Origin of the sequence: Paracoccus laeviglucosivorans (assembly GCF_900182695.1) — a bacterium.
Lineage (GTDB): Bacteria > Pseudomonadota > Alphaproteobacteria > Rhodobacterales > Rhodobacteraceae > Paracoccus > Paracoccus laeviglucosivorans.
The window spans coordinates 239,531-254,171 of sequence record NZ_FXTK01000004.1 but is presented as its reverse complement, the minus strand read 5'-3'; the positions used below and the strand labels follow the sequence as shown (position 1 = coordinate 254,171).

Here is a 14,641-nt window from a genome sequence, read left to right as displayed (position 1 = left end):
GGATCAACCGGGGCTATGAGGCAGAAACATTGGCGGGCAGGTCGAGCAGGACAGCCCCGAAAGTCGCAGTCCTGATGGGCGGACCCTCGGCCGAGCGCGAGGTGTCGCTTTCGTCGGGTCATGAGTGCGCGGTTGCGCTGCGGCAGGCGGGCTATGAAATCACCGAAATCGACGCGGGCAGGGATCTGCCTGCGCAACTGGCTGCCGCCGCGCCGGATGTGGTCTTCAATGCGCTGCATGGTCGCTGGGGCGAAGACGGCTGCGTTCAGGGCCTGATGGACTGGCTGGGCGTGCGCTATACGCATTCAGGTGTGCTGGCATCGGCTTTGGCGATGGACAAAAGCCGTGCGAAACAAGCCTTTCGTGAAGCGGGTCTGCCTGTCGTCGAAAGCCTGATCGCCGATGCCGCTGAGGTGCGTCAGCGCCATGTGATGCCGCCGCCCTATGTGGTCAAGCCCAATGACGAAGGTTCCTCGGTCGGGGTCTATATCGTGTATGACGGTGCGAACGCGCCGCCGCAGCTTTCCGACAAGATGCCCGCCCGCGTCATGGTCGAGACTTATGCGCCGGGCCGTGAACTGACGACCGCCGTGCTTGGCGACCGTGCGCTTGGCGTGACCGAGATCGTGACTTCGGGCTGGTATGACTATGATGCCAAATACAAGCCCGGCGGGTCGCGCCATGTCATCCCGGCAGATATTCCTGCCCAGATCACGGCGGCTTGTCTGGATTACGCCGTCCGCGCGCATGACGCGCTGGGATGTCGCGGCCTGTCGCGCACCGATTTTCGCTGGGACGAGGCGCGCGGTCTGGACGGGCTGATCATTCTTGAGGTCAATACCCAGCCCGGCATGACGCCCACCTCGCTTGCGCCGGAGCAGGCGGCGCATAGCGGCATGGATTTCCCCGCCCTCTGCGACTGGATCGTAAAGGAGGCGCTGTGCAGGGACTGAACCCATTCACCCGTGGTCAGGAACCCGGACGGCCTGCGCCCGTGCGTCACGCGCCCATGCGCCCCGCCCCGCAGGCCAAGGCAGCAGCTCCGCGTCGCGACCCTGCGCCGTCGCGGCTGGCCTATCGCCTGAACCGCATGATGCTACGCCCGCTGATCCGCCGTCTGGTGCGAATCGGCCTGCCTGCTTTCCTTGCTGCGATGGTGGCGGGCATCTGGCTGTCCGACGATACGCGCCGTGCGAACCTGTCCAGCAGCATCGACGGTCTGGTCGATCGTGTGCAGCACCGTGAAGCCTTCATGGTCCACGGCATGGAGATCGAGGGCGCGTCCGAAGTCGTTGACAAGGGCCTGCGCGCGATGCTGCCCGTGGATCTTCCTGCCTCAAGTTTCGAAATTGATCTGGAAAAACTGCGGGAACGTGTGCTGAAGCTTGATGCTGTCGAGGCGGTTGAGTTGCGTATCCAGCCGGGCGGCATTCTGTCCGCCGTGGTGACGGAACGTGTGCCCGCCGTGCTTTGGCGTCATGCGCGCGGGATCGAACTGCTGGACAAGACCGGGCACCGCGTCGCCTCGGCCACATCGCGCGATGTGCGCAGCGATCTGCCGATCATCGCGGGCGAAGGCGCCAACCGCGCCGCGACTGAGGCGCTGGCCCTGATCGACGCCGCCGGTCCCATCCTGCCGCGCCTGCGCGGTCTGGAGCGGGTGGGCGAACGCCGCTGGGACGTGGTGCTGGATCGCGGCCAACGCATCAAGTTGCCCGAAGACGGGGCGCTGCGCGCGTTCGAAAACGTGATCGCGACGGATCGCGCCAATGACATGCTGAAACGCGACATCACCGTCATCGACCTGCGCGAACAGTCGCGGCCCGTGGTGCAGATCGGGCTGGACGCGCAAAACGCCATCCGCCGCGCCCGTGGGCAGCAGGAAATCGGCCCGGACGGCAAACCAATCGACCCCGCGACCGATCCTGCGGGTAAGAACAAGACTGGAAGCAGCGCGAAGAAGACCGGCTAGGTCATTGAGAGGGCAGGGAAAATGAGGGATCTGTATCAAGGTCAGCGTGCGATGCGCAACATGCGCCGCCAAGCGATGCAGCGCGGCGTGATCGCGGTGCTGGACATCGGAACCTCGAAAATCGCCTGCCTTGTCCTGCAATTCGACGGGCCGGGCCAGTTTCGCGAAACCGATGGTGTCGGTCCGATGGCGGGGCAGTCGAATTTCCGCGTGATCGGGACCGCCCATACCCGTTCGCGCGGAATGCGCTTCGGCGAGATCGACAACATGGCCGAGACCGAGCGCGCGATCCGCACCGTCATCCAGTCGGCACAAAAGGTCGCAGGCGTGCGCGTGGATCATGTCATCGCCTGCGTTTCCGGCGCGCGTCCTGCGTCCTATGGGCTGGCGGGCGAAATCCGGCTGAATGCGGGCAAGGTCGCCGCCGATGACGTCGCACGTGTGCTGGCCGCCTGCGATGTTCCTGATTTCGGGCGGGGTCGCGAAGTGCTGCACGCGCAGCCGGTGAATTTCGCCGTGGACGGTCGTTCGGGGCTGTCCGATCCGCGTGAACATACAGGCGAAAAACTGGCGGTGGACATGCATGTGCTGACCATCGACGGCGATGCGGCGGGCAATCTGGTGCATTGCATCCGGCGCTGCGACATGGAGTTGGCGGGCGTCGCCTCGGCCTCCTATGCCTCGGGTCTTGCCGCGCTGGTCGAGGATGAGCAGGAGCTGGGCGCGGCCTGCGTCGATCTGGGCAGCGGCGCGACGGGCGTTTCGGTCTTTATCAAGAAGCACATGATCTTTGCCGACGCGGTGCGGTTCGGCGGCGATCTGATCACGATGGACATCGCCAAGGGGCTGCGCGTCAGCCATGCCGTGGCCGAGCGGCTGAAGACCCTGCATGGCGGGGTCGAGGCGACGGGCCGCGACGACCGCGAGATGATCGAACTGGGCGGCGAGACGGGGGATTGGGAAACCGACCGCCGCAGCATCAGCCGGTCCGACCTTATTGGCATCATGCGCCCGCGGGTCGAGGAGATTCTGGAAAAAGTCGCGGAATTGCTGGATGCGGCGGGCTTTGAATTCATGCCCTCGCGGCAGATCGTCCTGACGGGCGGCGGCAGTCAGATCCCCGGTCTGGATGTTCTGGCGGCGCGAATGCTGGGCCAGAACGTCCGCATCGGCAGGCCTTTGCGCATCCAGGGTCTCCCGCATAACGCGACTGCGCCGGGCTTTTCGTCGGCCATCGGTCTGGCGCTGCTGACCGCCCACCCGCAGGACGAGTGGTGGGATTTCGAAATGCCTGCAGAGGCTTATCCGGCGCGCAGTCTCAAGCGCGCTTATCGCTGGTTCAAGAGCAACTGGTAGTTGCAATCTGCCTTGATCCGGTGGTGGTGGGGCGGCCCGCCACCAGATGCTGGGGAATGGGCAAGATACCGCCGAAACAGGGTTAACAGAACGCCATATTTTGTGGCGTGTCTGTGTTTTTCGGGTGACGCTGAGGCAGAATCTGGATAGGCTTGAACCTATCACGGGGATTCGACCGGACGCCCATGTCCGGCGCAGAAAACAAGGCAGGCGAGACATGGAACGGCAGATCCACCTGATGCTGAACGACGAACAGGAACTGAAGCCGCGCATCACCGTCTTCGGCGTTGGCGGCGCAGGCGGCAATGCGGTCAACAACATGATCGACAAGCAGCTTGAGGGGGTCGAATTCGTCGTCGCGAATACCGACGCGCAGGCGTTGCAATCCTCGAAAGCGGAATCGCGCATTCAGATCGGTCCGAAAGTGACCGAAGGTCTGGGCGCCGGTGCGAAACCGTCGATCGGCGCGCAAGCCGCCGAGGAGACGATCGAAGACATCGTGGATCACCTGATGGGCGCGCATATGTGCTTCATCACCGCCGGCATGGGCGGCGGCACCGGAACCGGCGCGGCCCCGATCATCGCACAGGCCGCGCGCGAGATGGGCATTCTGACCGTCGGCGTCGTGACCAAGCCCTTCCAGTTCGAAGGCACCAAGCGGATGCGTCAGGCCGCCGAGGGCGTCGAGGAGCTGCAGAAGGTCGTCGATACGCTGATCATCATTCCGAACCAGAACCTGTTCCGTCTGGCGAATGAAAAAACCACGTTCACCGAAGCCTTCGCCATGGCCGACGACGTGCTGTATCAGGGCGTCAAGGGCGTGACCGACCTGATGGTCCGTCCCGGCCTGATCAACCTGGACTTCGCCGACGTCCGCGCCGTGATGGACGAGATGGGCAAGGCGATGATGGGCACCGGCGAGGCCTCGGGCGAGAACCGCGCCGTGCAGGCCGCCGAAAAGGCCATCGCCAACCCGCTGCTGGACGAGATCAGCCTGAACGGCGCCCGCGGCGTCCTGATCAACATCACCGGCGGCTATGACCTGACCCTGTTCGAGATGGACGAGGCAGCCGAGAAGATCCGCGAAAAGGTCGATCCCGAGGCGAACATCATCGTCGGCTCGACGCTGGACCCCTCGATGGAAGGTTCGATCCGCGTTTCGGTCGTGGCGACCGGCATCGACGCTTCGGCAGCGGAAGTTCCCGCGCCGCGTCGTGGCATGAAGGATCCGCTGACCCAGAATCCGACCATCGCCCAGAAAGAGGAAGAGCCGCAGATCCCGCCGCGCCGCGTCGTGACCGCAGCCGATCAGGCCGAAGCGCCCGCCGCCCGCATCCAGCAGCCCGCCCTGCGTGATGATGATGACATGCCCCGTCCGGCCTATCAGCCCGCCGATGCACGTCCCGCAGCCCCGTCCCAGGCCGATGCGCTGCAAGGCGACGGCGCGGGCTTCGTCGCGCCGCGTCGCGCCGCCGCCGCACCCGGCCAGCCGTCGGATGCCGTCATGCAGCGCTTGGCGCAAGCCGTGCAGCGCGCACCGGGGCAGGGTGCTGCGGCACAGCAGCCCGCACCGCGTCAGCAGGCTCCGGCAGCACCGCAGCAGCCGCAGCAAGCCCAGCCCGCGCAGGACGTTGCCAGCCGTGTGCAAAGCCGCATGGGCGGTCTTAGCCGGATGCTGGAGCGTATCTCGGGCCACGGCGAACAGCAGCAGCCCGCGCAAAAACCGGCAGCATCGACGCTGGCCGAGCGTGTGAATGAACGGGTCGCCGCACGTCGCAATACGGGCTTTGATGCCGGTTTCGACGATCTGGCAAGCCCCGATCGCAGCGATGAAAATGTCGAAATCCCGGCATTCCTGCGTCGCCAGGCGAACTGATCCGATCACAAGTTTTTCGGATGTTTCACGAAAGGGACCGCTTCGGCGGTCCTTTTTCATTATACATATCAGCATTTTGCCGCAGCGCAGCAAAACCTTGCCTGCAAGGGGGCGGCTTTGTTTCACCCCGTTACAATTCGTTAATTGAGAGTCCGGGGGGCCGCGCCTAACTCATCATCGTAAACCAAAAGGGCAAAGTCCCGGCGGCAGAACGATTCGAAGATTCAGGCAGGCAAGACCATGCAGACGACCATTGCTCAGAAAGCCCAGTTCCGCGGTGTAGGACTGCACTCGGGTGCAGCGGTGCGGCTTGCGATCCTGCCGGCTCCGGCGGATCACGGCATCGTCTTTGTGCGCAGCGATCTGGACGGCGCGCGGATCCCCGCGATCTGGAATGCCGTCACGCCGTCGCAGCTTTGCACGCTTCTGGATAACGGGCAGGGTGCCGCCGTCTCGACGGTCGAACATGTCATGGCCGCGCTGGCCGGAACCGGCATCACCAATGCCGTGGTCGAGGTGAACGGCCCGGAAGTGCCCATTCTCGACGGTTCCTCGGCGCCGTTCGTGCAGGGCATCATCGATGCAGGCATCCGTTATCAGGCCGAAGCGCCCCTGCGTGCGATCCGCGTACTGCGCGCGGTGCAGGTCGAACATGGCGAAGGCTTTGCCCGCCTGTCCCCCGCCGATCATCTGGAAATCCATTTCGACATCGACTTTGCCGATGCCGCGATCGGGCATCAGGAAAAGCAGCTGGACATGGCCAATGGCAGCTTTGTCCATGAACTGATGGACAGCCGCACCTTCTGCCGTCAGGCCGATGTCGTGCAGATGCAGAAAAACGGTTTGGCCCTTGGCGGGACCTATCTGAACGCGGTCGTGGTCGATGGCGACAAGATTCTGTCGCCCGGCGGCCTGCGCCACAAGGACGAAGCCGTGCGCCACAAAATGCTGGACGCGGTGGGCGACCTTGCGCTGGCCGGTGCGCCGCTGCTGGCGCGCTATACCGGCCACCGTGCGGGCCATGCGATGACCAACAAGCTGCTGCGCGCGCTGTTTGCCACGCCGGACGCTTGGGAATGGGTCACGGTCACGCCCGAAATGCAGCGTTCGCTGCCCGGTGCAGGTGTCGTGGCTGCCACGAGCCACCTGCATTCGTTGCGCCAGCTCGCCGTCGCCTGATTTTAGGGCGGCGGTGTTCGGCTTTGTGAGCAATCCTGTCGGAAAATCCGCGTTTTGGCATTTTGCGCAGCCAGAATTTCTGTGCTAGGACGACCGGGCCGTGCTGGCGTTCAGGCAGCGGGGCGGAAAAATATTACGACGGGCAGGTAGAATATGGCGGGCATCAGATCGGCGGGTTCCTTGGTCGCGGTGGTCCTGTCCCTCGGCCTTCTGGCCGGTTGTGGCGGGAACAACAGCAAGGCGCCCGAATCGCTCGAAAGTTTCACTGCTGAGGAAATCTACAAGCGCGGCGAGTATGAGCTGGAAAACAGCGCCAAGCCCGAAGATGCGGTGCGCTATTTTTCGGAAGTCGAGCGGCTTTACCCATATTCCGAATGGGCCAAGCGTGCGCTGATCATGCAGGCTTATTCCTATCACCGCGCCAAAGATTACGAAGAAGCCCGTGGCGCGGCCCAGCGTTTCATCGACACCTATCCGGGTGACGAAGATGCGGCTTATGCAAAATACCTGCTGGCACTGTCCTATTACGACCAGATCGACGAAGTGGGCCGCGATCAGGGCCTGACGTTCCAGGCGCTGCAATCGCTGCGCGACGTGATCGAGCAGTATCCCGACACCGAATATGCCCGCAGCGCGATTCTGAAATTCGACCTCGCCTTTGACCATCTTGCCGCCAAAGAGATGGAGATCGGGCGCTATTACCTGAAACGCGGGCATTACACCGCCGCCATTAACCGTTTCCGCGTCGTGGTCGAGGAATATCAGACCACCACCCACACCCCCGAGGCGCTGATGCGTCTGGTCGAAGCCTATCTTGCGCTTGGCCTGAACGATGAGGCGCAGACGGCAGGTGCGATTCTGGGCCACAACTTCCAGTCCTCGCCCTTCTATGACGATGCTTACAAGCAATTGCGCGGTCGCGGGCTAGAGCCCGAGGCGCGTGGCGATAGCTGGCTGACGCGGGTTTACCGTCAGGTCATTCAGGGCAAGTGGCTGTAAGCGACGATGCTGCGGCATCTCGACATCCGTGACATGCTGCTGATCGACCGGCTGGAGCTTGAATTCCAGCCGGGCCTGAACGTCCTGACCGGCGAAACCGGGGCGGGGAAATCCATCCTGCTGGATTGTCTGGGTTTTGTGCTGGGCTGGCGCGGGCGCGCCGATCTGGTGCGCGCTGGTGCCATGCAGGGCGAGGTAACCGCGGTATTCGATCTGCCGGGCGACCATCCCGCCCGCGCGCTGCTGGACGAGGCGGGCTTTCCGGTGTCGGACGAATTGATCCTGCGCCGCGTCAATGCGGGCGATGGGCGCAAGACCGGCTGGATCAACGACCGCCGCGCCTCGGGAGAGGTGCTGCGGGCGCTTTCCGAAACGCTGGTGGAACTGCATGGCCAGCATGACGATCGCGGCCTGCTGAACCCGCGCGGTCATCGCCTGCTGCTGGATGCGTTCGCGGGCGTGGACCTGTCACCCGTGCGTGCCGCATGGGCCGACCGGCGCGATGCGCGGGCCGCGCTTGCCAAGGCCGAGGCCGCGCTGGCCGCCGCCAAGGGCGAGGAGGAGTTCCTGCGCCACGCCGTTGCCGAACTGGACAAACTGGACCCCCAGCCGGGCGAAGAGGCCGAGCTGGACACCCGTCGCCGCGCCATGCAAGGCGCCGAGCGTATCCGCGAGGATGTGGCCCGTGCCGCGCAGGCGCTTGGACCCGAAGGCGCCGAAGGTGCGATGTTGGACGCCGTGCGCTGGCTGGACAATGCCGCCGAACGCGCAGAAGGGCGGCTGGAAGCGCCGGCCGCCGCATTGCAGCGCGCGCTGATCGAATTGGGCGAGGCGGCTTCGGGCGTCGAGGCCGCGCTGGACGCGATGGAATTCGATCCGCGCGATCTTGAAACTGCCGAGGAACGGCTGTTCGCTCTGCGTGCGTTGGCCCGCAAGCATGACGTGTTGGCCGACGATCTGGCGGGGCTTGCCGATGAACTGCGTGCCCGTCTGGGTCGCATTGATGCGGGCGCGGGCGATCTGGTGCGCCTGACCGAAGCTGTGGCTGCGGCCGACGCTGCCTATGGCACTGCCGCTGCTGCTCTGACCAACCAGCGCACCACGGCTGCCAAGCGGCTTGATGCCGCGATGGCAGCCGAACTTGCGCCGCTCAAGATGGAGCGCGCGGTGTTCGAAACCCTTGTGACCGTAGCGGAAGGGGGCCCCGAGGGGTGCGATGCCGTGGCCTTTACCGTGGCGACAAACCCCGGCGCACCTGCGGGGCCGTTGGACCGCATCGCCTCGGGCGGGGAGCTTTCGCGGTTCCTGCTGGCGCTGAAAGTCTGTCTGGCGCGTGGCAATGATGCGCTGGTGATGATCTTCGACGAAATCGACCGGGGCGTCGGCGGTGCGACGGCGGATGCCGTGGGGCGCAGGCTGGCCCGACTGTCCGAAGGGGCGCAGGTTCTGGTCGTCACACATAGCCCGCAAGTCGCGGCGCTTGGCGGCAATCATTTTCGCGTAGCGAAATCGGTCGCAGATGGCATGACCACGTCGAATGTCGCGGCGCTGAACCGGACCGAGCGGGTGGACGAAATCGCGCGCATGTTGGCGGGCGAAGAAATCACCAAGGCGGCCCGCGATGCCGCGCGCGCCTTGTTGCAGGGCTGATCAATCCAGTATCTGATCGACTTCGCGGATGATCGACTGCACCTGCATCGTATGCGGATCATAGCGGATCAGCCGCCCCTCCAGCACGCCATAATCGCTGCCATCGGGTGATTTGCTGATGCCGTAAAGGCCTGGTCTGCTGATGCGGTGCAGGTTTTCGGGCGAGATACGTTCGCCGACCTGCGGACGTTCTGGCTGATTGACCGCCACATCCTGCATGGCGGTCTGCGCGCTTAACGGCGCGCTCGATTGTTGTGCCACCCCCGCCGTAGCGATCGTTATGCTGATCACGGCAAGGGCAATCGATATGTTGCGCGGGCTGCGTCTCATGGCTGGCAGAGGTTACGCCTCGGATCTTAATGAATGGTTACCCACCGACAACGATTGCAACTTTCATCTGGATCCATGCTCACGGGCATTTGTGTGGGCATCGGGCAAAAGCGTGGCCTTATCGCATCAGCCTTTCCGCTGACGCGCCTCGAACCGGGGCAACATGGCGGAAAAATCACGGCCCTTCCCGTCTTCATCCTCGACAAAGCGGGCATATAGTTCAGCGGCAAGCTGGCCCATCGGCGTGTCGGCATCCGCCCCTTCGGCAGCCTGCTGGCTTAGCCGCAGGTCTTTCAGCATCAGTTCGGCGGCGAAACCCGGGCGATAGCCATTATCAGCGGGCGATTGCGGGCCGATGCCGGGCGCAGGGCAATAGGCGTTCATCGACCAGCTATAGCCCGATGAGGTCGAAACCACATCGAACATCTTTTGCCGGTCCAGCCCCAGCTTGTCGGCCAGCGCGAACGCCTCGCAGGTGGCAATCATGGTGACGCCAAGGATCATGTTGTTGCAGATCTTTGCAGCCTGACCCGCACCCGCCGTTCCGCAATGCACGGCCTTTTGCCCCATCACGTCGAACAACGGCTGCACGGTGACAAACGCATCATCCGGGCCGCCGACCATGAATGTCAGCGTGCCCGCCGCCGCCCCGCCGATCCCGCCTGAAACCGGGGCGTCCAGCGCGCCAAGCCCGGCTTGCCGGGCCATTTCGGCCACGGCGCGCGCGCTTTCGACATCGACGGTCGAGCAATCGCACAAGACCGCGCCGTGCTGCATGGCGGGGATTACCTGCGCGGCCACATCACGCAGGATCTTGCCGTTCGGCAGCATCGTGATCACAACATCCGCACCCCGCGCGGCATCCGGGGCAGAGGATGCGGCATCGACGCCTTCGGGCATCGCGGTCGCGGGGTCAAAGCCGCGCACATGATGTCCGGCGCGGGCAAGGTTCAGCGCCATGGGGGCGCCCATATTGCCCAATCCGATGAAACCGATTTTCATTGGCTCTCCTCCCATTTCAAATCGTCGTCACCCAAGGGGGCCAGCATCGCGCGGACATGCGTGTCGCTGGAGTCGGCGGCCCATTGCGGGTTGCGGTCCTTGTCGATCAACTGCGCGCGCACCCCTTCCAGAAAATCGCCCGCTGCCGTCGCGCGATAGGTGAAGCGGTATTCGCGGGCCAGACTGTCACGCACCCCCAGATCGGCCCGCGCCGCGCGCACCAGTGCCAGCGTCGCAGCCATCGACAGCGGAGAGTTACGCAGCAATGGTTTTAGCGCCGCATCATCGCCCGCCGCCTTAAGCGAGGCGATGATTTCATCGACCGTCCGCCCACCGAAACTGGACAGGTCCGCGCCCTCCAGCGTGGCGGTGGGGCGGGGCTTGCCCTTGATCGCGGCGGTGTCACCCGTCCGGGTCAATTCCTTGATCAGCGCGGGCCATTCGGCCTCGGGCAGATAGGTATCGGCAAAGCCTGCAAAGATCGCATCGCCCGGCCCCATCCGCGCCGATGTCAGGCCCAGATATTCGCCCACTCGTCCCGGCGCGTGGCCCAAAAGCCAGCTGCCGCCCACATCGGGGATCAGCCCGATCCCGGCCTCGGGCATGGCGACCTGCGTGCTGTCACCGACGATGCGGTGGCTGGCATGACCGCCGACGCCGACGCCGCCGCCCATCACGAAACCCTGCATCAAGGCCACGACCGGCTTGGGGTAATCCGCGATGCGGGCGTTCATGCGGTATTCGTCGCGAAAGAAATCGCGCCCGACCTGATGATCCCCGTCAAGGCCCGCGCGATAGACGGCGGCAATGTCGCCCCCTGCACAAAAGGCGCGATCCCCTGCAGCGTCGATGATGACCAAAGACACCGCAGGATCGTCGCGCCATCCGCCAAGCGCGGCATGGATTTCCAGCGCCATAGCGTGGCTTAGCGCGTTCAGCGCCTGCGGGCGGTCAAAGGTGATGCGACCGGCGCGGCCTTCCTTGCGGATGATCATGTCTGACATAAGTGCCTGTTCCTCCTTGCGTGGGCTTGGGGTGCAACTGGCGAAGCTGCTGCCTGTTTCCATGCCCGCGCCTATCCCTGTGGCGATTGTTGCGCGAATTTTGCACCACATGCGACGGGCAGATGACAAGTGCCGGAATTTCCTTCGCGGCAAAACGATGCGGGCTTACCATTACTTTACCGCCACATAAGGCGGGTGCAGTGAACGTGGGGACGTCATGCAGATCAACAATCCTTCTCCAGCCCTTTACAACGAAGACCTTGCCCCGGCCGAAGACCGGAAATGGGGCGCGTTTTCCATCTTCAACGTCTGGACTTCGGACGTTCACAGCCTTTGGGGCTATTATCTGGCCGCCAGCCTGTTTCTGCTGTGTGGCAGTCTGGTGAACTTCGTGCTGGCCATCGGCATCGGGTCGCTGGTGATCTATGCGCTGATGCAGATGGTGGGGCTGGCCGGCGTGCGGACCGGCGTGCCGTTCCCGGTGCTGGCCCGCGCAAGCTTCGGGACGTTCGGCGCCAACGCTCCGGCGCTGATCCGGGCGGTGGTCGCCTGTTTCTGGTATGGGGCGCAAAGCGCTGCCGCTTCGGGTGCGATCGTGGCGCTGCTGCTGCGCAATCCCGCGATGCTGGAATTCCACCAGACCAGCCATTTCCTGGGTCATTCGACGCTGGAGGTGATCTGCTATCTGCTGGTCTGGGGCGCGCAGCTGCTGATCATCCAGAACGGGATGGAGACGGTGCGCCGCTTTCAGGACTGGGCCGGGCCTGCGGTCTGGGTGATGATGCTGATCCTTGCGATCTATCTGGTCATCAAATCCGGCACCTTCAGCTTTGGCGAGGAAATCCCGCAGGAAGTCCTGCTGGAGGCGACCCGCGCGGCAGGGGTTCCCGGCACACCCGGCAGCTTTGTCACGCTGACGGCGGTGGCCGCGACCTGGATCACCTATTTCGCGGCGCTTTACCTGAATTTCTGCGACTTTTCCCGCTATTGCAAATCCGAGCGTGACCTGAGGATCGGCAATGCATGGGGGCTGCCCGTGAACCTGCTGGCATTCTGTCTGGTCGCAGGCGTCACCACCACCGCTGCATGGCATGTCTATGGCGAGGTGCTGCTGCATCCCGACCAGATCAGCGCCAAGTTCGACAGCTGGTTCCTTGCACTGCTGGCGGCGGCGACATTCGCGGTGGCGACGCTGGGGATCAACGTGGTGGCGAACTTCGTATCCGCAGCCTTCGACTTTTCCAACACCATGCCCAAACATATCAGCTTCAAGCGTGGCGGCGTCATCGCGGCGATCATCGCGCTGGTGCTTTACCCTTGGGCACCGTGGGAAACCAATGCCACGCATTTCGTGAACTTCATCGGGTCCACCATGGGGCCGATCTTCGGGATCATGATGGTGGACTACTATCTGATCCGCAAAGGCGTCATCAATGTGGCGGCGCTTTATGACGAGCATGGCGAATTCCGGTTCCAGAACGGCTGGCATCGCAAGGCGTTCATCGCGCTGATCGTGGGGATGATCTTTTCGTCGATCCTGCCGACCTTCACCTCGATCCTGCCGTCGTGGTGGGGAACCTATGGCTGGTTCTTCGGGGTCGCGATCGGGGGCGGGTGCTATTACCTGCTGCGCGCCTCGGATCGTTAAGGCAAGAACGCCCCGCCCGCCCCATTTAGGGCCGGGCGGGGCGCCAAGGCTGTGCCTTAGTCCAGCGCCTTGAAGTTCAGCGCAGCACCATCCTTGATCCCCGAGAACCAGCGGGCCGTGACCGTCTTGGTCTTGGTATAGAAGCGGAAGGCATCGGGGCCGTATTGGTTCAGGTCACCAAAGGCCGATTTCTTCCAGCCGCCGAAGCTGTAATAGGACAGCGGCACCGGGATCGGGAAGTTGATGCCGACCATGCCCACATTGACGCGGCTGGCAAAATCGCGCGCCGTGTCGCCATCGGCGGTATAGATCGCCGTGCCATTGCCATAGTCGTTATCCATCACCAGCTTCAGCGCGTCTTCATAGCTGTCGCTGCGCACGGTGGTCAGGACCGGGCCGAAGATCTCTTCGCGATAGATCTCCATGTCGGGGGTCACGCGGTCGAACAGCGACGGGCCGCAGAAAAAGCCGTTCTCATAGCCCTGAATCTTCAGGTCGCGGCCGTCGATGACCAGTTCCGCACCCTGATCCACGCCCGACGCGATCAGGCGGTTGATGCGGTCCTGCGACGCCTTGGTGATGACCGGGCCGAAATCCACATCGTCGCCGCCGGTATAGGGGCCGACCTTCAGCTTTTCGATCCGCGGCACCAGACGTTCGATCAGCGCATCGGCGGTTTTCTGGCCGACCGGAACCGCCACGGAAATCGCCATGCAGCGTTCGCCCGCCGCGCCATAACCCGCGCCGATCAGGGCGTCTGCGGCCTTGTCCAGGTCCGCATCGGGCATGATCAGCATGTGGTTCTTGGCACCGCCGAAGCATTGCGCGCGTTTGCCGTTCGATGCCGCGCGGCCATAGATATATTGCGCGATGGGGGTCGAGCCGACAAAGCCCACGGCCTGGATCACGTCATGGTCAAGGATCGCATCGACGATTTCCTTGTCACCGTTCACGACCTGCAAGACGCCATCGGGCAGTCCCGCTTCCTGCGCCAGCTTGGCCAGCAGGATCGAGGTCGAGGGCACGCGCTCGGACGGTTTCAGGATCATCGCGTTTCCGGCAACCAGCGCCGGACCCATCTTCCACAGCGGAATCATGGCCGGGAAGTTGAAGGGCGTGATGCCCGCGACCACGCCCAGCGGCTGGCGCATGGCGTAAAGGTCGATGCCGGGGCCGGCATTGTCGGTATATTCGCCCTTGAGCATCGCAGGCGCGCCCATGCAGACCTCGATCACCTCAAGACCGCGCTGCACGTCGCCTTTGGCATCGGGAAGCGTCTTGCCGTGTTCGCGGCTGACCAGCTCGGCCAGCTTGTCCATGTTGTCGTTGATCAGCGCGCCGAACTTCATCATCACGCGCGAACGGCGCTGCGGATTGGTCGCGGCCCAGGTGACCTGTGCGCGGGCGGCGCTTTGTATGGCGGCGTCCAGCTCGGCTGCGGTGGCCAGCGGCACGCGCGCAATGACTTCGCCGGTGGCGGGGTTATAGACATCGCTGAAGCGGCCCGAGGTGCCCTTGACCTCTTTGCCGTCGATCCAATGCGAAAGTTCTTCCATGAAAGCCTCCCGAGGTTTTGCTTGGGCGTAATCCTAGACTTGCAGCATTGCCAGATAAATAGGAAGTCT

12 protein-coding genes are annotated in these 14,641 nt (G+C 63.8%); 8 read left to right on the top strand and 4 right to left on the bottom strand.

The features are described 5' to 3' along the window. The first annotated feature begins 29 nt into the window (after positions 1–29). From FN835_RS06825 to recN, 7 genes are all read left to right on the top strand, one after another. Positions 30–953 (top strand): D-alanine--D-alanine ligase, encoded by a 924-nt coding sequence (locus FN835_RS06825; protein ID WP_185958606.1) that lies wholly within the window; start codon positions 30–32, stop codon positions 951–953. Then, positions 941–1,972 (top strand): cell division protein FtsQ/DivIB, encoded by a 1,032-nt coding sequence (locus FN835_RS06820; RefSeq protein WP_142662455.1) that lies wholly within the window; start codon positions 941–943, stop codon positions 1,970–1,972. The genes FN835_RS06825 and FN835_RS06820 overlap by 13 nt, the downstream gene beginning before the upstream one ends. 21 nt (positions 1,973–1,993) lie before the next feature. Next, complete coding sequence (ftsA, locus tag FN835_RS06815; protein ID WP_142662454.1) at positions 1,994–3,328, top strand: cell division protein FtsA; 1,335 nt, start codon at positions 1,994–1,996, stop codon at positions 3,326–3,328. A gap of 217 nt (positions 3,329–3,545) precedes the next feature. Then, complete coding sequence (gene ftsZ, locus FN835_RS06810) at positions 3,546–5,204, top strand: cell division protein FtsZ (RefSeq protein WP_142662453.1); 1,659 nt, start codon at positions 3,546–3,548, stop codon at positions 5,202–5,204. Positions 5,205–5,444: 240 nt separating this feature from the next. After that, positions 5,445–6,383: a UDP-3-O-acyl-N-acetylglucosamine deacetylase gene (lpxC, locus tag FN835_RS06805; RefSeq protein ID WP_142662452.1), complete on the top strand. Its 939-nt coding sequence runs from the start codon at positions 5,445–5,447 to the stop codon at positions 6,381–6,383. 153 nt (positions 6,384–6,536) lie between these two features. After that, on the top strand, positions 6,537–7,382 hold the full coding sequence (locus FN835_RS06800; protein WP_142662451.1) for an outer membrane protein assembly factor BamD: 846 nt from the start codon (positions 6,537–6,539) through the stop codon (positions 7,380–7,382). A 6-nt stretch (positions 7,383–7,388) separates the two neighbouring features. After that, a complete protein-coding gene (recN, locus tag FN835_RS06795; RefSeq protein ID WP_142662450.1) occupies positions 7,389–9,032 on the top strand; it encodes a DNA repair protein RecN in 1,644 nt (547 codons plus the stop codon). On the opposite strand, the gene FN835_RS06790 is transcribed toward recN, so the two are convergent. The 3 genes from FN835_RS06790 to FN835_RS06780 all read right to left on the bottom strand — a co-directional run bounded on the left by FN835_RS06790 (position 9,033) and on the right by FN835_RS06780 (position 11,368). Continuing rightward, a complete protein-coding gene (locus FN835_RS06790) occupies positions 9,033–9,293 on the bottom strand; it encodes a hypothetical protein (RefSeq protein ID WP_142662449.1) in 261 nt (86 codons plus the stop codon). Between the two features lie 195 nt (positions 9,294–9,488). Then, positions 9,489–10,364 (bottom strand): 3-hydroxyisobutyrate dehydrogenase, encoded by an 876-nt coding sequence (gene mmsB / locus FN835_RS06785; RefSeq protein ID WP_142662448.1) that lies wholly within the window; start codon positions 10,362–10,364, stop codon positions 9,489–9,491. Then, positions 10,361–11,368 (bottom strand): enoyl-CoA hydratase/isomerase family protein, encoded by a 1,008-nt coding sequence (locus FN835_RS06780; protein ID WP_142662447.1) that lies wholly within the window; start codon positions 11,366–11,368, stop codon positions 10,361–10,363. Before FN835_RS06780 ends, mmsB begins: the two co-directional genes overlap by 4 nt. Positions 11,369–11,585: 217 nt before the next feature. Here FN835_RS06780 and FN835_RS06775 point away from each other — a divergent pair, with 217 nt between their 5' ends. Continuing rightward, positions 11,586–13,016 carry an NCS1 family nucleobase:cation symporter-1 gene (locus FN835_RS06775; protein WP_142662446.1) on the top strand — a complete coding sequence of 477 codons (1,431 nt, stop codon included), beginning with the start codon at positions 11,586–11,588 and terminating at the stop codon, positions 13,014–13,016. A 56-nt stretch (positions 13,017–13,072) separates the two neighbouring features. Here FN835_RS06775 and FN835_RS06770 read toward each other — a convergent pair whose 3' ends face one another. Continuing rightward, positions 13,073–14,572, bottom strand: coding sequence for a CoA-acylating methylmalonate-semialdehyde dehydrogenase (locus tag FN835_RS06770; RefSeq protein ID WP_142662445.1), 1,500 nt, complete (start codon positions 14,570–14,572; stop codon positions 13,073–13,075). Positions 14,573–14,641 lie beyond the last annotated feature (69 nt).

Excerpts from the sequence above, each read along its gene's own strand:
- FN835_RS06780 (WP_142662447.1), bottom strand. The coding sequence starts at position 11,368 with ATGTCAGACATGATCATCCGCAAGGAAGGCCGCGCCGGTCGCATCACC.
- FN835_RS06775 (WP_142662446.1), top strand. The coding sequence starts at position 11,586 with ATGCAGATCAACAATCCTTCTCCAGCCCTTTACAACGAAGACCTTGCC.
- FN835_RS06800 (WP_142662451.1), top strand. The coding sequence starts at position 6,537 with ATGGCGGGCATCAGATCGGCGGGTTCCTTGGTCGCGGTGGTCCTGTCC.
- mmsB (WP_142662448.1), bottom strand. The coding sequence starts at position 10,364 with ATGAAAATCGGTTTCATCGGATTGGGCAATATGGGCGCCCCCATGGCG.
- lpxC (WP_142662452.1), top strand. The coding sequence starts at position 5,445 with ATGCAGACGACCATTGCTCAGAAAGCCCAGTTCCGCGGTGTAGGACTG.
- recN (WP_142662450.1), top strand. The coding sequence starts at position 7,389 with ATGCTGCGGCATCTCGACATCCGTGACATGCTGCTGATCGACCGGCTG.
- FN835_RS06770 (WP_142662445.1), bottom strand. The coding sequence starts at position 14,572 with ATGGAAGAACTTTCGCATTGGATCGACGGCAAAGAGGTCAAGGGCACC.
- ftsA (WP_142662454.1), top strand. The coding sequence starts at position 1,994 with ATGAGGGATCTGTATCAAGGTCAGCGTGCGATGCGCAACATGCGCCGC.
- ftsZ (WP_142662453.1), top strand. The coding sequence starts at position 3,546 with ATGGAACGGCAGATCCACCTGATGCTGAACGACGAACAGGAACTGAAG.